A 23,419-nucleotide genomic window follows, 5' to 3' on the forward strand; every position below is an offset into this window, starting at 1 on the left:
TCAGGCCACCTCCGGTTCGATCATCGGTTCCGCCGCCGGCTTGAACCGCGCCGCCAGCGCTACCACATCCTCCCAGATGTGAACCAAAACCGGTACCAGAATCAGGGTGATGAAGGTGGCGAACATGACACCGTAGGAAAGCGAGGTCGCCACGGGAATCAGGTACTGCGCCTGTTCCGAGGTTTCCTGGAGCAGCGGGAACAGGCCCGCGAACGTGGTCAGCGAGGTCAACAGGATGGCCCGCAGGCGCCGCGTACCGGCAGCCCTGAGCGCGTCCTTCAGGGTCAACCCCTCGGCACGGTACTCGTTGTAGGCCGCCACCAGGATCAGGCTGTCGTTGACCACCACGCCGCACAGGGCGAGGAAGCCGAAGCTGGAGAGCAGCGTCAGGGCCAGGCCGTTGATCCAGTGGCCCGCGATAGCGCCCACCAATCCGAAGGGGATGACGGCCATGATGATGACCGGCTGCACGTAGGACTTCAGCGGAACGGCCAACAGCACGTAGATCAGCAGCAGCGAGAGCATGAACATCTTCATCATCGACGCGGTGGTTTCGGCATCTTCCTGGGCCTCGCCCGCCAATCGGATGAAGATACCGGGGTGGGCGGCGCGAAGTTTGGGGAACTGTTCCACGGTGAGTTGATCGACCACCTGCGCGGGGGCGATCACGCCCTTGTCCACGTCGGCGGTGATGATCGCGGCCCGTTGGCCGTCGAGGCGTTGGATCTCGGAAACGTCGTACCCGGAATTGAGTTCGGCCACCACCGAAAGCGGCACCACATCCCCGTCGGGCGTACGCACCCGCATGTCGGCCAGATCGCTGGGATCGCTGCGTCGGTCGGCGGGATACCGGACACGCACCTTGACCTCGTCCTTGCCGCGCTGCACCCGCTGGACCTCGTAACCGAAATAGGCCTGCTGGATTTGCGCGGCGAGCGCGGCCGTATCCAGGCCGCGGGTCCGGCCCTCCTCGGTCAGGGTCAGTTGAATGCGCGGTTGGCTGTCGCGCAGGTTGTGCTGGACGTTTTCCACACCCACGAACTTTTTCAACTCCGCCACCAGCTCGGCGCCAACCTGTTTCAATTGGGCCTGGTCCTCGGCGAGGATTTCGACCCGCAAGTCCTCCTCCCCTTCCCATTCACTGCTGAACTTGAGGGAGCGAATGCCTTCCGGTGTGCCGATCGCCTGTTCCCAACGCTCGCTGACCGCCAAGGTACCGAGCGGCCGTTCTTCCCTATCGCTCAATTCGGCGACCAGGTAGGCGGTGTGATCGTCGACCATGTGCGTCTGGAGCGAGGTGATCACCGGCTTGTCCAGTCCATGGCTTTCGACCAGTTCGCGATTGAGCTGCAGTGCACGCTCCTCGATCAGGCGTGCGTGGCGCTCGGTCAATCCGTAACCGGCATCTTCTTCCAGCGTCATGGTCACGGTGATCACGTCACCGGCGATCTGCGGGAAAAAGATGCTGCGCACGCGGCCGGTGGTGACCAGCCCGATCGCGAGCACGAAGAGACAGGAGAAGAGCAGCACGGATGCGTAGCGGTATCGCAGCGCCACCCCCAGAGTGGGCAGGTACATCCGTTCGCGGAACCAGCCCAGGCCGTTTCCGACCGCCGTTTGGATCTTGGCCCAGAGGGCGCCGAGCCCGCGGGCGGGCGGCAGGCCGTGGGTCTGGACGTGGGCCAGGTGGGCCGGCAGGATCAACTTGGATTCCACGATCGAGAACAGGAGACAGACCACCACGATCATCGCGAACTGGCTGAAGATCTGGCCCATCTGCCCTTCGATCAGGGTCAGCGGGTAGAATGCGGCCACGGTGGTCAGGACGCCGAACAGGGTGGGCACGGCCACGCGGTGTACACCGCGGATGGTGCTTTTCATCGAGTCGCCGTGTTGCTGGCGCATGGTGTACACGCTCTCGCCGACCACGACCGCATCGTCGACCACGATCCCCAGCGCGATGATGAAGCCGAAGGTCGTCAGGTCGTTGAGGGAAAGGTCCATGAATCCCTGTCCCATCAACATCACGGTTCCCGCGAAGCAGATCGGCAGGCCCATGGCGGCCCAGAAGGCGACGCGCAGGTTGAGGAACAGCGCCAAAACCAGCATGACCAGGAAGATTCCGGTCAACCCGTTGTCGAACATGGTGGCCAAGCGCTCACGCATGTGGTGGCTGGTATCGAACCAGGTCGAGATCGCCACGCCTTCGGGCACACTGGGGTTGGCCTGCCACTCGGCGACGAGTTCGTCGACCTCTTCGACGATCTGGGTCACATCGCTGCGTTCGCCCATGACGACCTGAAGGCCGATCGAGGGTTGCCCCTGAAAGCGCATCCAGGCGCGCGGGCTCTCGGCGAATTCGTCGTGAATCTCGGCGACCTGGCCCAAGTGGAGCCGACTGCCGTCGGTTCGGGTGGCGACCACCAGATCGACGAAGTCGCGGTACTGGTAACTTTGGCGATCCGCTTTGAGGATGACCGTTCCCTGTTCGTCGCGTAGCTCGCCGCTCAGTTCGGTGAGCGATTCACCGGCCACCGCCTGCGAAATGTCGGCGAGGGTCAACCCATAGGCCTGCAGGCGCGCTTCGTCGACTTCGATCGCGATTTCCGGATCGCGCCAACCACCGAACTTGACCTTGTCCACCGTGTCGAGCCGCAACAGGTCCTCGCGCACGCGGCGCGCCAGGCGCTGCATGGTGTGGCGATCGGCGTCCCCGTAGATCTGCACCCAAATGGCGTGTTCTTCCCACTTCTCTTCGCTGATGATGGGGTTTTCGGCGCGAACGGGAAGGTTGGGAATCGAATCGACGGCGGTTTTCACGTCGTTGAGCAGTTCCGTCAAATCCTGATCAAGTTCCCGTTCGATCTGCACCGTCACGCCGTTGCCGTCCGAGGTGGTGGTGATCTTCTTGATCCCGGTCAGGCCCTGCAGCGATTCCTCGATCTTGATGGCGATGCCCTCTTCGGCCTGCTTGGGCGAACCACTGATGAACGGCACCGTGATGTTCACGTTTTTGGGCTCCAGAGGTGGAAACCCTTCCTTGCGCAGGCCCATTCCGGTGGTGATCCCGAAGACGATGATGCCCACCATCAACAGGTTGGCGGCGACCGGGTTGTTCGCGAACCAGGCGATCAGGCCGTTGCCGGGGTTACTCGGCGCGGTCATGGCGGACCTCCTCGGCGGGATCGACCTCGGCCCCGATCTCGCGCTCTTCGAAGGTCATCACCTTCATGCCGGGCGCATAGGCCTGTAGCGGCTGCACCAGGATCTCGATCTCGGCGTCGCGCGTGGGCGGCGGCACCACCAACTGGCCGTCGCGTTCGAACAGGGGCGAAACGGGATAGCTGGCCAGGCGCCGATCGGGCGTCACGTACCAGACTTCGCCGCGGCGGGTCATGGCGCTCGCGGGAATCGAGATAACCCGGTCGAGACGTTTCCCGTCGATCTCGGCGGTGACGAAGGTACCGGGCAACAAGGGATTCGCCAGCGACAGGGGTTGATCGACGGCGGCGATCAGGGCCCGTTGACGGCTCGCACTTTCCACGTGACGTTCCACCCGCAGGACGTAGCCGCGCCAGGTGGCACGCCCGTCGTGGGCCGTCAGGGTCAGCGGCGTCCTGTCGGCGCCGAGCAGGTCCGCCTCGGGCAGGAGCGCCCACTGATCGGGACTCAGCGGCACGCGAATCTCCACGCGGTCGCGATCGATCAGATCGGCCACCACGGTGCCTGGCTGGAGGTAGGTGCCCGGCGACACGTGGCGGCGCAACACGACCGCGTTGAACGGCGCCTTGATGTGGGTCCGTTCCACATCGAGCTGGGCGCTGATCAGACGCGCTTCGGCGGCCGCCAGCTCGGCCCGGGCCGAAGCGAGCTGGGGCTCGTGCAGCAGCAACGGCGAATCCGGGGTGCCGCTCAATTTGGCGCGCTCCCATTCCCGTCGCGCCTGGGCGGCCTCGCGTTCCTCCTGAAGCAGGACGACCCGCGCCTGGGCCACCGCCGATCGCGCCAGGGCCAGGCGCTCGAGGTAACGCGACTCGTCCACCTGCACCAGCAGGGCGCCCTTGTCCACCAGCGAACCGGTGGCGAAGGAAGAGCCGAGATCGACGATCTGGCCTTCCACCTCGGCCGCGAGCGAGATCTCGAACTGGGCGCGTACCTCACCGTAACCGGTGACGCGGGTCTGCACCTGGGATTCGGAGGCCACCACGACCGCCACTTCGGGAAGGGTCGGGCGTTCCTCTTCCGTCAATTCATCAGGCCGGTTGTTGGTGGCGACGACGACGCCCGCCACGGTGCCGAACAGTAAGCCGAACGCCAACAGCGTGATGCCGACTCCGCGGAGCACGCCGCCGGATTTTGCCGTGGATGCCGGCGGGTTCGGCGTTTGGGGAGCGGGTGGCGATGTTTCTACGGGCGGTTCGATTTGATTGGGTTGTTTCATTCCGATACTCCAAGTCCAAGTGCCAGGGCCAGATCGATGCGGTTGCCGAGGCGATCGATGCGGGTTTGGTTCAGTCTCACGTTCAGGTCGAATTCGGTTTGTTGGACGGCCAGCAGGTCGAGGATGTCGCCAAGGCCCTCCCGGTAGCGTTCTTCGAAGTGGCGCCGGCTGGCTGTGGCGTGTGTCAGGGCCGCTTCCAATTCGGGGATCTGTCGGGCGAAGGCGCGTTCGCGGCTCAGCGCGGTTTCCACCTCCAAGACCGAGGTCAGGAGGCTGTTGCGATAGGACCAGTAGGCGCGCTCGGCGGCCAACTCGGCCAGTTGCGCATTGGCGCGCAGGCGACCGCCCTGAAAGAGGGGTGCGGTGAGGTTGCCCAGCAGTGACCAGAGCGGGCTACCCTCGAGCATGTCGCTGGGGCTGCCGCCGGATCGGTCCCAGTTGGCGCCGATCCGAAAAGCCGGTAAAAGCGCCTTGTGGGCCGCTTCGGCGCGGCGATCCTCGGCCCGGATCCGAGTCAGGGCGGCGGCCAGGTCGGGCCGTTGCGCCAGCGATTGGGCCGGCATGCCGGCGGGCACTCGGGGCACGTCCGGCACCGTGTCGGGGATGTCCACATGCGACATGTCCAAATCACCCAGCAGCACGCGTAACGCGCGATGGGCCTGGTTGGCGTCCTCTTCCAACGCAGCCAAGGCGGCTCGCGCGTTGCGACTGTCCCTGCGGGCGGTTTCCAGGTCGGCCAGCTCCCCGCGGCCGGCCCGATAGCGCGCGGTGACGATCTCTTCGTTGGTTTCCAAAACCTCGAGACGTTGGCGTTCGATGGCGATCACGCGGCGCACGTTCAAGATGTCGAGCGCGCGCTGGACCACCCGTGCGGCCAGAGAGCGACGGGCGGCCTGGTACGTGGCCCGCGCCGCTTCGCGATCCAAGCGGGCGGCGGCCTCGGCGTCGGCCAGACGGCCCCAGACATCCAATTCCCAGGAGAGGTTGAACCCACCGGAAACCGTGGTGAAGGGGTCGTCGGGCGCTTGTGCCGATTTATCGCGGCGGCCGTCGACGGTCAGCCCGATCTCGGGGAGGCGGGCACCGCGGCGATCGCGCACCAGCAGGTCGGCTTCGCGGATCTGGAGCGCCGTCAATTGGAGATCGGGATTCTCGTCGAGCGCACGGCGGATGAGGGATCGATAGGATTCGAGAGGGACCAGGTCGTCGATCGTCAGATCGGCGGCAGCCTCGACTTCGGGATCTTGCACCGTCTGCCAGGCCTGGGGCAGCGCCACGTCGGGGTGGTGGGCATCGACCTTCTTGGAAAGCCCGCCACAGCCCAACAAAAAAAGCGCGGCGAAACAGGATAACCATTTCATAGGGATCGTCTCCAGGGTGGAGGAAGTGGGGGAACCGCTTGAGGCGAGGAACCGGAATGACCGGGCCGCAGGCGCTGAAGCCCCTTATGAGACGTACCTTAAAACCCCGAAGGTAAAAGCGAGGTTAAGACGCAAAAAAAAAGCCCCACGGCCTTGGGGCACGTGGGGCATGGTGGAGCAGCGCGAGACCGCGGCAGCGGGCCCTCTCTTCGAGGAAGCCCTGTCCCCCTGTCGGCGCGAAAAAACGCTCCCCGAGCTGTTGCGGAGCCTGGAGGGCTAGGCCTGGTGGACGACCGACCGATCCGCCCACGAGGCCGCCCAACCGCTGTTCATCGCATGTAGCGAGCCATACTGCCGGGCGAAGCTCTGGCGGCGACCAACTCGCTCCAGGACTTGGGTCTGAGTCTGCTAGCCGTCGAGGCCCGCGAAGCGCTGGATGCGTTATCTAAGGCAACGACCAAAAACGATAAAAAAAGGAAGCTAACTGGCCTCCTTTTTCAGTTTTCACCAGGTCCAGTGACCCTCTGGAAACAGGGTTTTTTGAAAGGGTTCCTCTAGATCGAGCTGGTTGCCAATGCAAGCTGTTTTCAGCGGCCAGGTATCAGCTAAACACCTAGTAAATTAGTATCTTGCTGAAACCTGGCACCGAAACCTGAGACCTTGCCCATCCAGCCAACCCATGTTAGGCGTCAAGATCTTTCCGTTTCTGGATGGACACTAGGTCTAACGAGTCAGGGACATGGTCGTAGGGTTTTCACCGGAAGTCTCATTAAAAGATTCCAGGGATCGATTCCCGGATCAGAGACATAGCTCAGCAAAGCTAATTTTAGTAACGGCTTCTAGTTTCTCGAGGTGTTTGGATATTTTCGGATATTCGACGGATGCAGGAATGGACACTGCAAGCATATTGAAAGCACCAAATTCTCCATACTCACAGTAACAATTATGTACTTTAAAGTATTGGTAAAGATCTTCCTTGCAGCTTTCGTCGATAAAAATGATCGACACAGACTTACTGTTACCATGCTCTACAACTCTTTCGAAGTCGTAAACGCCTTCGCTCCCTGCAGGCTTGCAAAGAACGATATCCCCTATCGCAATGCTCTCAACAAAAAAAGGAGTGTTGTCAATCTTAGCGACTCCCTCATTGACTAATTGGGCATTCAACATTTCTACAGCGATCGGGGGAAAACCTTCCTCGTGGGCTTCAAGAGGGAAACGTATTTTCACATATTCCATCTATACTCCTTTTCATTAAGGCCTACTGAGTGATCTTATCGGATTTTGTGTTGTTGCAACCAGCGCACTTTATATCAATATTGGATTGATCCTCTATAGTCGCTCCGTTACCACCTTTGGAGCGAGGGAAAATATGGTCACCTTGTCCTTCCCTTGGGTTGACTGTACTGCCTTTTGTTCTTCGGGTAGCGGGCGTGGTTTCAACGCCGCAATTTTCACATTTCACCGTTCCATTATTTTTAGCTGCGTTTCGTTTCTTAGCTTCATGAATTGCACCTTTTGTGTGCCTCTTGCCAGCTCTATTGCCACCAGCGGAACCTGCTCTTTTCGCAGCGCCAGCCGCATCATCGACCTTGTCCAGGGCTTTGGCTGTATCCCCCGCATTATCCAATGTATTGGCCGCTTTGCGAAGGTCATTTGCCTTGTCGGCCTTTGTCGCGGCATTGACCACCATCTTCCCGGCCCGCGACACCTTGATCGCCGTTCCCGCGCCGCCAGGCACGACTGGAACCGCTGCCGCCAAGGTGTCGACCACCACACCGCCGGCATCGATCGTGGCGTCGAGCCAGTTGCCCTCGCGGGCATTGTGGACGAACGAGGCCACCCCGATGCCGATGTTGGCCACGTCCCATACGGTTTCCAGGGCTTGGCCGTCCGGGTCCACCGCGTTCGCCGGGTTTTGGTGGGTGTAGCTGTACAGGTTGTAACTGTTTGGCTGGTATGGATTGAAATCACGGCCCGGATCCGGCTGGGTGAAGCAGCCGGCCACCGGGTCGTAGAACCGGGCTTTCATGTAGATCAGCCCGTTCGGATCTTCGTCGTGGCCCGTGAAGCCGTGTGCGCCCTTGTGACGGGCTTCGGCGATGAACGGTTGCCCGTAGGGTTCGTAGGCGGAGGTCATGGCCTCATTGGTTTCTCCATCCCAGGTCACGACCGGGTTGCCCAATCGGTCGCGGAAGAAGTGGGTCTTTTCCTTGCGCACGGGCTGGCCGCTCTCGAAGTCCTCTTTTTCGAGATAGATGGCCTTGCCCTGCAAGGTGATGTACTGGCGCCGTTGCTTCAGCGCGTCGTTCGTTCCAAGGGCGAAGTCTTCCTCGGTGATGATCCGGCCGTCTGCGTGACGGATCGAGTACGTCACGCTTTCGGTGTCCTCGCGGACGGCGGCAACGCGTTGGCCGAAGGCGTCATACAGGAAGAATTGCTCACCCGATCCCGAACGGTTCCCGTTGACGCGCCGACTCGCCGTGATCCGGGAAACCTGGCCGGCTCGGTTGTACTGGACCTGATGGTTCGGTGTGTCCGTCAACCGGCCTTGCACGTCGTAGGTGTAGCCACCATCTCGGTGAAACGGGTTCCCCTGGCTGTACCCGGCTGCATGGGCACCCACGGCCAACGTCGCATTCCCGGTGTGATAACTCAGCGCGGTTCGGTTGGTGAGGTTCCCGACCAGGTCGTAGCCGTAGGTGATCGACGCGTTCCCGACGGCGAACGACTGCAACTGGCCCAGCTCGGTGTAGCCGTGACGAACCTCCGTCGCGGAAGGGAACAACCGGTCGTTTCGGGTGTAGGACGCGATGAAGCCCCACTCGTTGTAGGTGGTGAATACGCGTCGGTACAAGTGCCCCATGCTTCCGCGAAGCTCGCAGGTCGCCGAGCGACCCAGGGTGTCCGGCCACCAGTAGTTGAACAGCGAGGGACCCGTCCCCATGGCTTCCGCGGCAGCGACTTCGAGCGCGCCTTCATCGATCAACTGGTCCTCGGCAAGCGGGGGCCTGCTTCGCTCCTCGGCCGCACAAGATAGTTTTCAGGGCGAAGTCGTTGCAAGCCCACAAAAACAATTACGGATGGTCCATGGCTCTTTATTTGTTCAATTAATTTACAAATTCCAAGATATTGGCTATCATCCTCGGGTAATTCCTACTTGATGGTGTCCGGTGATCGTCGGTCGACGCCGGACTGAAACGGGTCCACGCGCTCGAGGAGGAAATATGCCGGCACCTTCAGACCGATTTGTCGCCCTCGACGCTTTCCGCGGCATGACCATCGCCGCGATGATTCTCGTCAACACCCCGGGTTCCTGGTCCCACGTCTATTCGCCGTTACGACACGCGTCCTGGCACGGCTGCACGCCCACCGATCTGGTGTTTCCGTTTTTTCTTTTCATTACCGGAACCGCCATGTGGTTCTCGTTCCGGAAACATTCCGCTGGCCTCGACAAGCCAATGGTTTTGAGGATCTTGCGTCGAGCGGGAATCATCTTCGGCCTAGGGCTTCTTCTCAATGCTTTTCCCTTCTACCGCGATTACGACAACTTTCGGTACTTCGGCGTGCTACAGCGTATCGGCATCTGCTACGGATTGGCCGCGTTTCTGTGCTTGGGTCTTCGCCCGCGTCGGTTGGCAACCGTCTCGGCGGTGCTGCTGCTGGGGTACTGGGCACTGTTGACGTCCTTCGGCGGCGATCGGCCCTACGACCTGGAAACGAACCTGGTTCGCCGTATGGATCTGGCACTCTTCGGTGCGAACCATCTCTATCGAGGAACGGGGATCGCCTTCGATCCGGAGGGTCTGCTCAGTTCGCTGCCGGCGGTGGTTTCGGTCGTGCTGGGCTACCTCACCGGTAGGGCGATTCACCAACACGGTAGGGACCCGATCCTGTTGCGGCGCATGATTGCCGCCGGTGTGGTCGGCGTCGTCAGCGGTTACGCATGGGATTTTGTCTTCCCGATTAACAAACACCTTTGGACCAGTTCTTACGTGATCTTCACCGCTGGCTGGGCCTGGCTGACCTTGGCGACCTTGATTTGGTGCATCGACTTTCGCAGTTACTCGCGTTGGACGATCATTCCCAACGTATTCGGGATGAACTCCTTGTTTTCCTACGTGTTGTCGATTCTGTGGATTTTGGTGTACATCCATTTGGTTCGTTTGACGGGAAGCGAAGGTCAGTCGGTCAACGGGTATCAATGGCTGTACGAGACACTGTTCCTACCGCTGGCGGGACCGCTAAACGGCTCCTTGCTTTTCGCCCTTGGCCACGTCGTCTTGTTTTGGGCGATTGCCTGGCTGCTCTACCGTCGCCGCATCTTCATTCGCATCTGATACAGAGCACCATGGCCAGAGCGTGAAAAAGGCGGTCGGCGACAGCAAAAAACCATCCCAAAATTCGGCTCGCGCGTTGGTGCCAATCTCAAAAACAGGAGCTATTTCCAAACGGGTGCGACCCTTGGTCACGAAACCGCGGCAAAGGTCACCGCGAACCGACCCGATTCACGACGAACGGAAGCCCACGAGAACCGGGCCGAACACGCTCAGGAAGCCGCTTCGATTTGCGATCTCAACTCCACGACGTTGCCCTCGGGATCCTTGAGATAGACCGATCTGCCGTTTCCTTGAGCCCCGTAACGCTCCGCAAACTCGCCGACCTCGATCCCGTGGGAGATCAGGTGGGCCCGGAGCGCCGCTTCCTCGATCGGTTTGAGTTGAAGGCAAAAGTGATCGAGGTTGTTTTCCGACGCGGACGGAGGGCCGCCACCCAAGCGACCCAGACGACTGTCCACGGCGACCAGATCGATCAGCGCGTTGCCGGCGCGAAGCTGAACCAGGCCAGTCTCGGGTGAAGTCTTGCGCTCGACCGCGCAACCCAACACGCCGCAATAAAAACCCAACATGGCCTCGAGCTTGGTGGTTCTCAAGACGAGGTGATCGATTCCCGCAATTTCCAACATTCGGTATGTCTCCTTTTCCGCCAATCCACGAACCTCGCCAAGGCGCGAAGTAGGCCCTATTTTGTCCACTAAATACACGAAAATGCACGAAAAACCGCGTTCGCCTCCTTCGCACATGCCTGTCCCGACTCGCCAGAGGCCCCGATTGCGCCAGTCGTGTGAATCGTGTTATTCGTGGACAGCCTCCTCGCTGGAGGTGAGCCGAAATGGTCGCAGTACCGCCGGTCCTTCAAAAAATCGGGAATTCGGGATTTGAGGATGGTTTTTTTATTCGTGTCAATCGGTGTGATCCGTGGACAGATTTTTTTAGCCGAAGATGAACCACAGGAGGAGTGGTTCCCTCAAATTCACATCAACATTTTAGATTTTGGATGTTCGTACTTTTCGTGAACTTAGCTCCAAAAAAACACTTCCCAATACACACCAGAATCTCCGGATTTTGACGTTCGTGTTTTTCGTGGACCGAACTGCAGAGAACCAACTATGAAGTGAGGTATATATTTTGACCACCGAAAAGACCACCTACGAAGGCAGTTGCCATTGCGGCAAGATCGCCTTCGAGGTTCGTTTGCCCGAAATCACCGCCGGCCTCCAGTGTACCTGTTCCATTTGCATTCGCAAGAACGCCATTATGTCGAAGCACTATGTCGACCCCAAAGACTTTCGGCTTCTACGAGGCAAAGACGACCTGTCCGTCTATCATTGGAACGACAAGGATGTGAATCATTACTTCTGCCGACACTGTGGTATCTATCCCTTTCACGATTCGATCTACGAACCTGGCAAATACCGCATCAATCTCGGGTGCCTGGACGATGTGGATCCCCGTGGCCTGGAGATCGATGTATTCGACGGCAAGAACATCCTATAGGATGTGCCCATCCAGAAAGGTAGGATCCCCGGCTTCGGGAGCGGGCTTCCTGGATGGGCACCGTTCGCGTTTCGAGGGTCAGCTCACGGAGACGATCAGTCGACGACCTTCACGAAAACGCGGTTGCTCAAGTCGCCGTTGGGGGTCTCGATCAGGAATTCGATCTCTTTGTTGAGTACCGACGCATGGGCGTCCTGATACCAACGGAAGCGCACCTCGTGTACCGTCCAATTGCTTCCGTCGTTGTCCGTGAAGGTGTAGGTGCTGCGGCGCAGATTGCTGAGGTTGGGATTGTCGAGGATGTCCAAGCCAGGCTCGATGCCGCCGTTGCCGTCGCCGATCCGGATGTGCTCGATCTCGTGGAACGCCTTGAAGGTGTAGGTGTTCCAACTTTGGTTGGGCATTTCCACATAGAAAGCGTCGTTCAGGGTCAGGTGCTTGAGGTTTTCGCGGTAGACGAAGTTGGTCTTGGACTCCACCCAGCCCTGATCGAACAGTAGCGGCTCGCTCAGGTCCTTGTTCCAATAGCCGTTGAAGGGATCCAGGCGCTTGCCCTTGTAGTGGTAACGCGTGTGGATGTGGGTCACGTCCAGCGAGGTGGCCCCGCTGTTGCCTACCTGAGCCAGCACTTGGCCCGGCACGACGAAATCGCCGACGCTGACCACGATCGAATGCTGCTTCAGGTGCGCGAAGGAAATACGGAACCGGTTGTTGAAATTGGAGTTTGTCGCATCGCCGTCGAGATAGCAGGTCAGCTCCAGGGTGTTCCCCAAGCTCCAGGTGTCGGGCACATCGGGGCCCGAATCGTGAGCGCTGGTCACCTTGACGACCGCGCCGTTGGGAAACGGATTGATCACTTCGTTGGCACCCCAGTTTCGGAAGCTCACCAGCCAGTCGGTGGCGTCGTGACCGGAGCCGCTGCTGAACCGATAGGTGCGCTTGTCGGAATCGTTGTCGTAGGGAATGAAATGGTCACCCGACCAGGGCCAGGAATCGTTGTGGTTGCGGTAATTCCAGACGCCGAAATAATCGTCGCGCCGCAGGGGAATGGTCAATTTCGGTAGATAGGTGGCATAAAAGGCCTTGGGATCGGCGTTGTATAGGGCGTCGACGTCGCCGGTATAGTGTTGCAGAGGACTGTCGAAGTGGTAGCTGTCGAATCCGGGCTGCGCCAAGGCGGGAAGCCCGATCGATGCGATCAGCAATCCGACGAGGGGCAACAGGGATCGATTCAGATGACTCTTCACGTGGAACAAAGAACAGATCATAGGAAAAACTCCTGGATTCAAATAAGTTAAAGGCGCATTTTCATCATCCGGCAGGCAGCACACACCGCGCCCCTCACGCCGATTCGGATGTCGCATCGCAGTCGAGCAGGCATCGTTCGACCACCTGGACGGCACCGACACGGAATCTCGACACAGGAGATCCGACGGCACCGGCCCTCGGACACGGCATCGCGCGCAAAACGTGGGAAGCATGGTATAGCCAGATGTGGGACTCGAGATCACTATCGAGAAAGGAAACAAAGACCTAGGAAGTGATGACACCAAATCGATCTCGAGTGTCCTATGTTTTTTACGCACACAAACGCAATACCTCCCTGTTTATTTTTTACTTTAGAATTGCAATTATTTTTTAAAGACAAAAATTTTCTCCCATCCCAAAACCTCGCCAGCGTCGGACATCGCAATGGGTGGCGGATCGGGGCCGAGCGTCACCGAAAGGAAAAAGTAAGGCGAGAAGCAAGTTAACTCTTGTTTTACAATCGAGAGCTGACTAATATATCAGTCGCATCCCAAAAAAGTGATTCATCTGCCCTCTCGCCCTCGACGCGTTCGGATCCACGTCGGCACACCATGTTCTCGCAGAGCCCGTGGTCGACCTCGCTTGCGTCGCATCTTTCTTTTCCGCCCTTGGAGCCTTTCCACCACACCCGCGTCGATCCCATCCTTTCGCGACCGCTCATCGCATCGAGATCGGCGGCACGGGAAATCGGATCTCGGGACCACCGAACCTCCCTTACCGGGCCTCCCTTACCGGGCCTCCCTTACCGGGCCTCGAGATCGGTGTGGTTTCTTCCGCCCTCAACCAGGCCTTCGTTCTCCGCACACCCGCCCTCGCGCCATCCCGATTCGCCTCGATCCCCTGGGACATCCGGCCGAATCGGGACAAGGCCACGGTGTGCCCGGAGCACAGAACCCAACGAGGAAGTGACCCGATCCCTCTACAGAATGAGGGTCCCACCCACCTCGTTCGCATGTTTCCACCGAGGAGATTTCATGCAAAGGTATGTTTGCCTTTCATCGATCGTGATCGCTTTGATTCTCGCCACCCCATCCTTCGCGGCGCCTGCTTCGACGCGGATCGGCGACGCCGCGACACGGGATCGCAACCCCCGTCACAAGGGTGCGATCGAACTTCAGAACCATGTCCCCCTGGGCGGCCTGCATGGCGCCGCCGACCAAGTCCTGCGTTTCTACATCGTGACGTCCGAAGATGCCAGCGACCTTTCCATCAGCCTAAGCGGCGGCAGCGGTGAAACCGCGCTGTACGTCCGCGAAGGCGACATGCCCACCCTCGACGCATGGGATTGCCGATCGGTGGGTGAAGGCACCGAGCGGGCCTGCGCGTTGGAGACCAAGCCGGGAACGCTATATCAAATCATGATCGTGGGGATCAGCGCCTTCGCCGACGTGACTCTGGTGGCCGACCACGAAGTGGCGCCCGGCCAGCCGTTGGCCAACGCCGTGACGACGGCCGGCCTGAGAGGCCGAGCCGGCGAAGAGCTGCGCTTTTACGTGGATGTGCCCTACCGTGCCGAGAACCTGCAGTTCACCATGAGCGGTGGCCACGGCGACGTGGACATGTACGTGCGCGCCACCCGCCAACCCACCAAGTTCACCTGGGACTGCCGGCCTTTCGAGGAAGGCAACGAGGAACGGTGCACGGTGGAGACGCCGGAGAAGGCGCGTTACCACGTGCTGCTTTCGGGATTCAGCGACTTCGGCGACGTGAACCTGGTGGTCACCTGGGAAGGGGGCGAATGCGGACCCGACGACGAGTCCCAATTGAGTGTCGAGATGCTGGGAACCGGCCAGGTGAGCGAGAACAACTATAGCGCCTGGATCCGCATCATCGGCGACATCGACGCCGATTTCGAAATCACCGTGTGCCGCGAGCCGCGGTACGGTCACATCGGGTTCAGCTACGACCCGATCGACATGGGACCGGGCTACGACCAATACTTCACCTACTTCTACCACCACCTGGGCCCCCGGCACACCGACGAGGACTACTTCACCGTCCACATCCGCGGCAACGGGTTGGAGGCCTACAAGCGCTTCGACCTGACGCTGGCCAATCCCATCGTGCCCAACCCGGTTCAACCGGCCTGCGCCGACATCCACATCGACCGGGACGAAGACGGCATTCCCGACTGCGCCGAGCAACCCGGCCGCACCTTTTACGGCATGCCGCTCTACGATTGGGGGGCACGCCCCGATCGCCCGGACATCTTCATCGAAGTGGACTACATGGAGAAACACGTGCTTCGCGATTACTACGGCAACGTGATGGAAGACGCGGACGGCAACCCGCTGCAGGATCACGGCACCGAGCCGCTGCGCGAGTCGCTGGACATCGTGACCAAGCTGTTCGCCGAGCGGGGCTATGCGGTGCATTTCGATATCGGCGACCTGTACGACCAAAGCCCGGGAATCGACCCCGCCGACCACGACCTCGGCGCCGGTCAGGCGGTCCCGTTCGAAGAGTACGTGCACCTGGCTCGCTGGACCGACTACTTCAACGGCCGCGAAATCCCGGTCCCCGGAATGCGCGAAGACTTCATGCCCCAATATTTCGAAAACAATCCGGAACGCCAGCGGATCTTCTACTACCTGCTGGTGGCCAACTCGCAGGGTGGATCGAGCCGCGGCTCCTCGGGTCAGGCCCCGGACACTTTCGATTACTGGTTCTACCTCTCCATGGGCGGCCCTGGCTGGCGCATGGACGACGACACCCCCGAAAACCGCAACATGCTGATCAACGCCCACGCCTCGACGATCTTCCACGAGCTGGGCCACGTGCTCGGCTTCAGCCACGCCGGCGATCCGGAGGCGTCGTTCTACGACAACTACAAACCCAACTACCTGAGCAGCATGAATTACCTGTACCAGCTCCAGGGCGTGCCGCGGAATTACGAAGACATCAGCCTGCGCGAGATGGTGTTGGACCGCTATCAAATGGACCGAGGCAATGCCGGCTATCGCGCCTGTCGCAACGAACTGCAGGCCCGCCGACCCGACAACTACCGCTGGGGCAACCTGATCAAAGGGTTGTTCGGCGATCCGACAGAATTTCACATCACCTATTCGGACGGTGACCAGAAACCGATCGACGAGGTCGACCTGGTCGAGGCCGCGGTCATGGAGGGTCTGGACTTGAATTGCGACGGCGAGGTCTCGGAAACCCCGGGAACCATGGACGTGAACTATTCGAGCAGCTACGAGGTGCTGGAAGACCACGACGACTGGGGCAACCTGTACCTGTACTACCACTACCTGAATTACCAAAACGGCAAATTCGTCATCAATCCCGGGAATCGGGTGCGCTGGGCGCGTAAACCGTCCGACGTCACCGACGGGGCGGATCTGTCGAAGCTCAAGCACGCACCGTCCGAGGGGATCGAGGAATGGGTCCCCCCGCGCGAAGTCTTCGAGGCGATTCACGAACGGCAAAACCGGCGCCTGGCGAAACAACGATAACCCATCGGCGTGCGGTGGTCGCAGTTCGCGCAAGCGGGGCGGCCACCGCTTTTTTTCGCGTAGTTCGAACTGGCGGGTTCGTTCGATCGTCCGGGTTCGAGGGCTGGCACGTCACCGCGACGACGGGGCGGTGGTGGTGACGATCTCCAGCCAGTAGTGATCCAGGTCCTGCAGCAGACGCATCAAGCTGTCGAAAGACACTGGCTTGGAAATGAACGAATTGGCACCCAAATCATAGCTCTTGAGAATGTCCGCCTCTTCTTCGGAGGTGGTGAGCACCACCACCGGGATCCGCCGCAGCTCGGGGTCCGCCTTGATCTCCGCGAGTGCCTCGCGTCCATCCTTGCGCGGCATGTTCAGGTCCAACAGAATCAGGTGGGGTCGGGGCGAATCCCTGGGGTCGGCGTAAAGTCCGCGGCGACGCAGGTAATCGAGCAACTCCACGCCATCTTCGACGAAGCGTAGGTCGTTGCGAATGCGCGCCTTCTGAAAGGCTCTCAGCGTGAGATCGCGATCGTCGCGATCATCGTCAGCCATTAAGAACGTGACGTTTATCTTGCGTTCGGTGATCACGGCCATGATGAGGCTCCTTTTCGTTTGGAAAGAATAGGTGCATGGTGCAGCCCTCCCCCAAGACGCCGGTGGCCGCGATGCGTCCCCCGTGCCGCTCGACGATCTTGCGGCAAATGGCGAGGCCGATGCCCGTGCCGACCACGTCCTTGCGCATCTTCAATCGTTGGAAGGGTTGAAAAATTTTGTCGGCGTACTCGGCGTCGAATCCGATACCGTTGTCGGCGACGGCGATGTGCAGGCCCTCGTCCACGACGGTCGCGGTCACTTTCACCTCGAGGTCGCGGTCCATATTCCGATACTTGACGCAGTTGCTGAAGAGGTTTTGAAACAACCGGAACAGCATCACTTCGTGGCCGAACATGGTCCGGTCACAGTCGATCGTGTCCAGGGGAATCCCCTCCTGACCCACGTCCTTCCAAGCGCGTTCCAAAATCGGTTCCAGAAAAATTTGCTTGGCCACGAATTCGCCGTGATCCACCCGTGCGAAGGTCAACAAGTCGGAGATCAGCTCGCGCATGTGGCCGGTGGCGGCGAGGATGCGGTCCATGAAGTGGCGTGCCTCGCCGATCTCCAGAGCGGTCCCCAGCTCCGCTTCCAAGAGACTCGCGAACGCCTGAACCTTGCGCAGCGGTTCCTGGAGATCGTGGGAGGCGATGTAGGCGAAATGGTTCAAATCGCGGTTTGACCGCTCCAGATCGTCGACCAATTTCTGGCGCTTGCGCTCCTCGGACTTGCGCGCGCTCAGGTCGCGCACCAAGGCCCAGGCGGTCTTGCCCGGTGCGTTGCCGCTGGAGGGAAGCCAAAGCGAGATGGCGACCGGCAGGCGAGACCCGTCGCTGCAGTAGAACTCCTTTTCGTACTCGCCGGTCGAACCGCGCTCCATCAAGGGCCCCACGAGAATCACGCGTTCGAGCGGGTGCCATCCGGTGGGCGTCAGCTCCCAGATGTTGCGTCCCTCCAGCTCGCCCTTCTCGTAGCCCAACTTGGCGCGAAAGGCGGAGTTGCATTCCTGGATGCGGCCATCGGCCAGATCGAAGACGACCACACCTTCGTCCATGGAACGGAACAGGGCGTCGAAACGGGCCTGAGCGATGCGGGCGCGGCGCTCCGCCAGGACACTGTCGGTGACGTCGAGGTGAAACAGGATCACACGGCGCGCCTCGGAGCGCAACGGCACCACGTGCACGTGGAGCCAGACGGGCTCGTCGCCGACGGTACAGGCGACGATCTCCCCGAAATCGGCCGCCAACCCGGACTGGACCTGGGTGACGGCATCGAGCACGCGCTGGAGTCCGTCCGCTCCGGGGGTGCGATAGAATTCGGATACCCAGGCGTGCATGGGCGTCGTCTGCCAGGAGAAATCCTCGGGGAACCCGTTGATTTCGGCAAAGCGGAGAAACGCGTGGTTGGTCATCACCGCGTTCAGGTTTTCGTCCACCACGACCATATGGGTCGGCGTCGAGTCGAACACCTCCCGGATGAAGGCCTTCTGCTGCTGAAGGTGCTCGGATTGCCGCGCCAACTGGAGCGTGCGCTTCTTTTCCAGGGTGGCGTCCCAGAACACGCCGCACAGGCGAATTTCCTCGGTCTTGTCGCGGTCGAACACCCTGCACTGGTAGGCGATCCAGCGCGGCGCACCGGCGGTACCCGCGAGACGGAAGTCGCCCTTGAAACTCACCTGACCGTCCAGAGAATCGGGGTTCGTCTTCGCGGCGAAATCGCGCCGGTCCTCGGGGTCGATCAAGGTGAGAAAATCTTCGAGGGAACGCGAGCCCGTCTCGCCCTCCACCCCGAGCAACTGCCGCAAGGCACCGTCGAGTTCGAGATAGGGTGAGCTGCGGTATTTCCACACGAGCAGGCCGAATCCCAGGGCGGATGCGCCGAGGTGGCTCTTTTCACGCTCGATGCCCAGTTCCCGTCGCATGGAAGACAGGTTCTCGCGGCTACGACGCACCTTCTGATCGAGCAGCAGGGTTCGTTGGTGCTGGCGCCAACTGCGTTCCGAACCCAACCAGAGGGCGAAGGAGAGCAGCATGAAGCAGAGTGCGGAAAGGGGCGTCATGCGGCCCGGATGGGCACCGCCCGGGGCGCTGGCGAGGTTCAGAAACCATCGATCGATGCCGAAGTTGAGAGCCAACGGATATTGAATCAAGGTGACGCCGCTGAGCAACAGTACCGTGAACGCCAGAAACCGCCCCAGGCGAGGCGAATCCTTGGCGAGGGTCGCGAGGGCGATCAGCGCCATGCACAAGCCGGTATTGAACTCCATGGGCGCGAAGTGCGGCAGAATCCCGGTAAACGCGGGCACTCGGAACATCAACCCGATCATGGTGGCCAGGCCCAGTACCAGGACCAGTATGGCTGGAATTCGCGGGAGTGGGCCTCGCGTGAACGAAGGCTTCTCGAGGTCGGTCATGGGCAAGCCCTCCTATTCGCCATCGTGGTGTCGATCCTCCTCGGACCGGGGTGCCCGAGCTTCAGGGTCGGTAGTGGTTCAGCAGTCGCAACACGGGAAGGAAGTTCCGCTCGGTGGCCAGGTCGAAGACCGAACGCCCCCAGCGGTCGTTTTCGTTGACGTCGGCGCCCGCTTCGAGCAGCAGCCGCACCACGTCGCGATGACCGTTGTAGACGGCGTAACTCAGGGCCGTCCAGAGATCGTTGTTGCGGGCATCGATCGGGATCCCGTGACTGAGCAACATCCGACACATCACGCAATTGCCCTTGCCCGCGGCGATCATCAAGGTCGTGGTGCCGTTGGGCAGGCGGACCTTGGGGTCGAACCCCTCGCCGATGAGATTCGTGACGCGGGTGACGTCGCCGCCTTCGACCGCGCGAATCAGTTCCTTGCTGCTGGGCGGATCGTGTTCGAATTGGGGCTCCCAGTGATCGTTCAGGGCGCTTTCGAGCACCTCGCGCCGAATGGCGCCCATGATGACCAGCAAGTCCCCGACGCGCAGGGTGAACTTCTTGTTGAGCGATTCCAGGTGACCGATTTCCTCGTCGTCCAGCATGCTCCAGGACCGGCAGACATCCAGGAACCGGTCGTTTTCGAATTGGAAGAACTCGGTCATGGTGACCAGATCCTTCATCTTGATGTAGTCCAGGACCAACGCCATGTGGGCATAGGTCATGCCTTCGCAATAGGAGGTTTGGAATTTCAGGGCCAGGTCCAGTTGGTCGCGACGGATGAGCTTCTTCTTGAGCAGGAAATCGCCGATGCGTTCCCGCTTGGCGGGCTCCAGTTCCAACACGTCGCGGATGTGGGTTTCCAGGATCTTGATGTTGATCGGCTTGATCAGGTAGCCGCTGACGCCGGATTGAATGGCTTCCATGACCCGACGCTGTTCGGAGGCGTCGGAAATCAGCAGAATCGGGAGCTGGCGTTCGTAGGCCCGCGATCGGATTTCGCGAACGATGTCCAGCGGGTCCTCGGGAGCCGAGTGCGCACCCACGAAGATGAGCAGATCGAAGATGTTGCGCGTCAGCATGATGTACAGCTCTTCGGAATCGTGCACGTAGGACGCATTCTCCGGCGGATAACCGAGCTTGCCGAGACAGGTGTTCAAAATGCGCGAATAGACGTTGGACTGGTCCATCACCAGGATGCGGACCTCACCTCGGTGCATGCGCTCTTTTGCCATGGAAGCCTCATTTCTCGCGGGTCTCCCGGAACACGATCGCCATGCCCAGGAGTCGCTGGTTTTTTCCCCGAATGGGAACCATGCTGGATTCGATGGGAACTTCGTAACCGGAACGGGTGATCAGGTATTCGAAGCTGGAGTTGATGGTGTGGATCGTCTCGGGCTGCTCGCCGCTGCCGGACGCGCCGGAGGACTGCACGAAGACCTCGTCCACATCGGTACCCACCGCCTCTTCACTGGGCCACTCGGTGAGCTGCTCCGCCGCGAGATTGATGTATTGGACCTTGCCCGCCAGGTCGGTGGTGATGACGCCGTCGTGAACCATGCGCAGGGTTCGCGTGAACCATTGCTCGCGCTCGTAGAGTTCGGCGTAATGTTTGTGTTTGACGAACCCCACTTCGATCGACGTCTTGAGCGTGGGGATGTCGAAGGGTTTGACCAGGTACCCCAGTGGCCGCGTCTGGCGCGCGCGTTCCAGGGAGGCGGTGTCCGAATAGGCGGTGAGGTAGATGGAGGGAATGTCCATCTGGTCGATCAGGATCTGGGCGACCTCGATGCCATCCATCGTCCCTTCGATCTGGAGGTCCATCACCACCAAATCCGGCCGGTGTTTGCGCGCCAGGGCCAGGGCATCCTCGCCACTGGCGGCCGACCCCACGACCTCGTGTCCTAGATCGGCGAGCACGCGGCTCAAGGCCAGCGCGGTCACCCCTTCGTCTTCAACGATCAGTATCCTACCCATGATGCTCCCCCTTGCGCCGTGGAAACCGAGATGAAAAGGGCCTGGGCTTGCCGAAGTAGTAACCCTGGGCGAAATCCACACCGATGTCGCGGAGGCGCTCCAGGGTCGCTCGGTCCTCGACGAATTCGGCTACCGTCTTGAGGCCCAATGCGTGACTGACCTGATTCATGGCCTGCACGAACGAGAGGTTGCCACGGTCTTCACAGAGATTTTTGACAAACATACCGTCGATCTTCAGATAGTCCACCGGCAGGGACTTCAGGTAGGCGAACGAGCTGAGGCCGCTGCCGAAATCGTCCAACGCAAAGAAACAGCCCAGTTCCCGGCATTCGCGAATCAGCCCCAACACGCGCGACAGGTTGCTGATCGCCGCGGTTTCGGTGATTTCGAAGCACAGCGACCCGAAGGGCAGGTCGTGCTCGCGAACCAGGTTGGGAATGGCCTCCAAAACCGCGTTGTCACTCAGGCTGGTCCCCGAAAGATTGATCGAATAGACCATGGCCGGCGGACCTTCGCCGCGGGAAAGCTCCTCCCGAATCAGGGGCAAAGCCAGGTGCAGGACTTTCAGGTCGATGTCGGTCATCAGGCCGAACAGCTCGGCGGCCGGCAGGAACTGGCCCGGCGTGTAGACGTGCTCGCCCTCGATCAAGCGCACCAGGATCTCGCAGTGGGGTGTGTCGCCGGCGTTGAGCGGCACGATGTCCTGGCGATAGAGGGCGATCCGGTCGTCGCGCAGGGCCTCCAGACAGCGAAAATACCAACGCAACCGGCCGTGATAGTCCTGGTAGTCGGTTTTGGAGCGATCCGCGGTGATGACCCGATTGCCGCCCTGCTCCTTGGCCAGGTGGCAGGCTTCGTCGGCGCGAATCATCCAGTGTTCCAACGAGCGCTCGGACCCGTTGACCATCGCCAGACCCAAGCTGGCGGTGACGCGATAGGCGGTCTGTTCCCAAAAAAATTCGCGGTATTGTATCGTCTCGCGCAGCCGCTCGGCGATCGAGAAGGCCTCCTCCTCAGCGCAGCTCGGCAGGAAGACACCGAACTGATCGCCGCTGAAGCGGCAGACCAGGTCCGTGGGTCGCAGGGCGCGACGCAGGATGGCGGCCAGTTGACGCAGCAGGTCGTCGCCGGCCGAATGGCCATGTACCTCGTTGATGATCTTGAACTTGTCCAGGTCCATGAACAGCAGGGCGCAGTCCGGATCGCTGTCCAGCCGTTGGAACACCTCACGTACGAACCCCTCGCGATTGTAAATCCCGGTCACGTGGTCGTGGGTCGACTCGTGTTCCAACCTCATCGAGAGCTCGCGCTCGCGCGAGAGGTTCCGGTAGGTGACGATCAGGGCCACTTCGTTCTCCTCGCCACCGGCGATCGGGGACAGCACGATTTGGACCGGCATGGCCCGCCCGCCTTCGCTCACCAGAAACAGCTCGTCGGCAAAGGCCGCACTTTCGCGACCGCTGAGCACGGCGCCGATGTGGGCCTGCCATTCCTCCTCGACCACGCCGTCCAGCCGAAAGACCTCCCGCAGTGGTTTGTGGAGCGCGTCCTCTCCCAGGAAGTTCTGGGCCTCGCGGTTGAGGAACTGCACCCGCAACTCGCCATCGACCGCGATGACGCCGTCGCCGATGTTCTGCAGCACGGTCGACAGCAGCGCCTCGTGCTGCTTCAATCGCCGCTCGATGTCGTTGCGGTAGAGCGCGACCTCGATGTTGGAACGCAGGGCCTCGTCGTAATAGGGCTTGATCACGTAGCCGTGGGGCTCTACCTGCTTGGCCTTGTCCAGCGTTTCCGCATCGCAGTAGGCCGTCAGGAACACGATCGCGGTCGCCTGCTCCATGCGAATTTCACGGGCGGCCTGAATGCCGTCGATGTCGCCTTTGAGATGGATGTCCATCAGGATCAGGTGGGGCCGTTCCTTCTGAGCGGAGTAAATGGCGTCTTCGCCCCGGGTGCAGATCCCCACGATGCGGTGACCCATGTTCATGAGCCGGTGTTCCAAATCCATCGCGGTGATCGCTTCATCCTCGACGATCAATATATCGGCCATCCCGTAAC

15 protein-coding genes are annotated in these 23,419 nt (G+C 60.6%); 3 read left to right on the forward strand and 12 right to left on the reverse strand.

The window, feature by feature from the left end; translation table 11 throughout:
• The 5 genes from J3U87_RS33630 to J3U87_RS33650 form a co-directional block, all read right to left on the reverse strand.
• Positions 1–3,165 carry an efflux RND transporter permease subunit gene (locus tag J3U87_RS33630; protein WP_237380381.1) on the reverse strand — a complete coding sequence of 1,055 codons (3,165 nt, stop codon included), beginning with the start codon at positions 3,163–3,165 and terminating at the stop codon, positions 1–3.
• The gene (locus J3U87_RS33635; RefSeq protein WP_237380382.1) at positions 3,149–4,441 is read right to left on the reverse strand and encodes an efflux RND transporter periplasmic adaptor subunit; all 1,293 of its coding nucleotides are present in this window, start codon (positions 4,439–4,441) and stop codon (positions 3,149–3,151) included. The genes J3U87_RS33630 and J3U87_RS33635 overlap by 17 nt, the downstream gene beginning before the upstream one ends.
• On the reverse strand, positions 4,438–5,802 hold the full coding sequence (locus J3U87_RS33640) for a TolC family protein (RefSeq protein WP_237380383.1): 1,365 nt from the start codon (positions 5,800–5,802) through the stop codon (positions 4,438–4,440). The genes J3U87_RS33635 and J3U87_RS33640 overlap by 4 nt, the downstream gene beginning before the upstream one ends.
• Before the next feature lie 798 nt (positions 5,803–6,600).
• Positions 6,601–7,041: a DUF4265 domain-containing protein gene (locus tag J3U87_RS33645; RefSeq protein WP_237380384.1), complete on the reverse strand. Its 441-nt coding sequence runs from the start codon at positions 7,039–7,041 to the stop codon at positions 6,601–6,603.
• Positions 7,042–7,063: 22 nt separating this feature from the next.
• Complete coding sequence (locus tag J3U87_RS33650) at positions 7,064–8,590, reverse strand: RHS repeat-associated core domain-containing protein (RefSeq protein ID WP_237380385.1); 1,527 nt, start codon at positions 8,588–8,590, stop codon at positions 7,064–7,066.
• 439 nt (positions 8,591–9,029) lie between these two features.
• On the opposite strand from J3U87_RS33650, the gene J3U87_RS33655 reads away from it, so the two are divergent.
• Entirely contained in the window at positions 9,030–10,142 is a 1,113-nt protein-coding gene (locus J3U87_RS33655) for an acyltransferase family protein (protein WP_237380386.1), read from the forward strand.
• A 209-nt stretch (positions 10,143–10,351) separates the two neighbouring features.
• On the opposite strand, the gene J3U87_RS33660 is transcribed toward J3U87_RS33655, so the two are convergent.
• Entirely contained in the window at positions 10,352–10,768 is a 417-nt protein-coding gene (locus J3U87_RS33660; protein ID WP_237380387.1) for a VOC family protein, read from the reverse strand.
• A 502-nt stretch (positions 10,769–11,270) separates the two neighbouring features.
• Here J3U87_RS33660 and J3U87_RS33665 point away from each other — a divergent pair.
• Positions 11,271–11,639: a GFA family protein gene (locus tag J3U87_RS33665; RefSeq protein ID WP_237380388.1), complete on the forward strand. Its 369-nt coding sequence runs from the start codon at positions 11,271–11,273 to the stop codon at positions 11,637–11,639.
• Positions 11,640–11,734: 95 nt separating this feature from the next.
• On the opposite strand, the gene J3U87_RS33670 is transcribed toward J3U87_RS33665, so the two are convergent.
• On the reverse strand, positions 11,735–12,907 hold the full coding sequence (locus J3U87_RS33670; RefSeq protein WP_237380389.1) for a M23 family metallopeptidase: 1,173 nt from the start codon (positions 12,905–12,907) through the stop codon (positions 11,735–11,737).
• Between the two features lie 1,014 nt (positions 12,908–13,921).
• Here J3U87_RS33670 and J3U87_RS33675 point away from each other — a divergent pair.
• Positions 13,922–16,405 carry a pre-peptidase C-terminal domain-containing protein gene (locus J3U87_RS33675; RefSeq protein WP_237380390.1) on the forward strand — a complete coding sequence of 828 codons (2,484 nt, stop codon included), beginning with the start codon at positions 13,922–13,924 and terminating at the stop codon, positions 16,403–16,405.
• A gap of 111 nt (positions 16,406–16,516) precedes the next feature.
• Here J3U87_RS33675 and J3U87_RS33680 read toward each other — a convergent pair whose 3' ends face one another.
• The 5 genes from J3U87_RS33680 to J3U87_RS33700 all read right to left on the reverse strand — a co-directional run bounded on the left by J3U87_RS33680 (position 16,517) and on the right by J3U87_RS33700 (position 23,411).
• On the reverse strand, positions 16,517–16,984 hold the full coding sequence (locus tag J3U87_RS33680; protein WP_237380391.1) for a response regulator: 468 nt from the start codon (positions 16,982–16,984) through the stop codon (positions 16,517–16,519).
• A complete protein-coding gene (locus J3U87_RS33685) occupies positions 16,935–19,394 on the reverse strand; it encodes a sensor histidine kinase (protein ID WP_237380392.1) in 2,460 nt (819 codons plus the stop codon). Before J3U87_RS33685 ends, J3U87_RS33680 begins: the two co-directional genes overlap by 50 nt.
• A gap of 61 nt (positions 19,395–19,455) precedes the next feature.
• Positions 19,456–20,619, reverse strand: coding sequence for an ankyrin repeat domain-containing protein (locus J3U87_RS33690; RefSeq protein WP_237380393.1), 1,164 nt, complete (start codon positions 20,617–20,619; stop codon positions 19,456–19,458).
• Between the two features lie 7 nt (positions 20,620–20,626).
• Positions 20,627–21,361 (reverse strand): ATP-binding response regulator, encoded by a 735-nt coding sequence (locus J3U87_RS33695; RefSeq protein ID WP_237380394.1) that lies wholly within the window; start codon positions 21,359–21,361, stop codon positions 20,627–20,629.
• On the reverse strand, positions 21,354–23,411 hold the full coding sequence (locus J3U87_RS33700; protein WP_237380395.1) for a putative bifunctional diguanylate cyclase/phosphodiesterase: 2,058 nt from the start codon (positions 23,409–23,411) through the stop codon (positions 21,354–21,356). The genes J3U87_RS33695 and J3U87_RS33700 overlap by 8 nt, the downstream gene beginning before the upstream one ends.
• Between the last annotated feature and the right edge of the window lie 8 nt (positions 23,412–23,419).

Source organism: Sulfidibacter corallicola (genome assembly GCF_017498545.1).
GTDB classification, from domain to species: Bacteria; Acidobacteriota; Holophagae; order Acanthopleuribacterales; family Acanthopleuribacteraceae; genus Sulfidibacter; species Sulfidibacter corallicola.

What these genes read in the sequence shown, in the direction of transcription:
- J3U87_RS33680 (WP_237380391.1), bottom strand. Translation starts at nt 16,984, where the DNA reads ATGGCCGTGATCACCGAACGCAAGATAAACGTCACGTTCTTAATGGCT.
- J3U87_RS33685 (WP_237380392.1), bottom strand. Translation starts at nt 19,394, where the DNA reads ATGACCGACCTCGAGAAGCCTTCGTTCACGCGAGGCCCACTCCCGCGA.
- J3U87_RS33660 (WP_237380387.1), bottom strand. Translation starts at nt 10,768, where the DNA reads ATGTTGGAAATTGCGGGAATCGATCACCTCGTCTTGAGAACCACCAAG.
- J3U87_RS33635 (WP_237380382.1), bottom strand. Translation starts at nt 4,441, where the DNA reads ATGAAACAACCCAATCAAATCGAACCGCCCGTAGAAACATCGCCACCC.
- J3U87_RS33645 (WP_237380384.1), bottom strand. Translation starts at nt 7,041, where the DNA reads ATGGAATATGTGAAAATACGTTTCCCTCTTGAAGCCCACGAGGAAGGT.
- J3U87_RS33700 (WP_237380395.1), bottom strand. Translation starts at nt 23,411, where the DNA reads ATGGCCGATATATTGATCGTCGAGGATGAAGCGATCACCGCGATGGAT.
- J3U87_RS33640 (WP_237380383.1), bottom strand. Translation starts at nt 5,802, where the DNA reads ATGAAATGGTTATCCTGTTTCGCCGCGCTTTTTTTGTTGGGCTGTGGC.
- J3U87_RS33630 (WP_237380381.1), bottom strand. Translation starts at nt 3,165, where the DNA reads ATGACCGCGCCGAGTAACCCCGGCAACGGCCTGATCGCCTGGTTCGCG.
- J3U87_RS33670 (WP_237380389.1), bottom strand. Translation starts at nt 12,907, where the DNA reads ATGATCTGTTCTTTGTTCCACGTGAAGAGTCATCTGAATCGATCCCTG.
- J3U87_RS33695 (WP_237380394.1), bottom strand. Translation starts at nt 21,361, where the DNA reads ATGGGTAGGATACTGATCGTTGAAGACGAAGGGGTGACCGCGCTGGCC.
- J3U87_RS33655 (WP_237380386.1), top strand. Translation starts at nt 9,030, where the DNA reads ATGCCGGCACCTTCAGACCGATTTGTCGCCCTCGACGCTTTCCGCGGC.
- J3U87_RS33675 (WP_237380390.1), top strand. Translation starts at nt 13,922, where the DNA reads ATGCAAAGGTATGTTTGCCTTTCATCGATCGTGATCGCTTTGATTCTC.
- J3U87_RS33690 (WP_237380393.1), bottom strand. Translation starts at nt 20,619, where the DNA reads ATGGCAAAAGAGCGCATGCACCGAGGTGAGGTCCGCATCCTGGTGATG.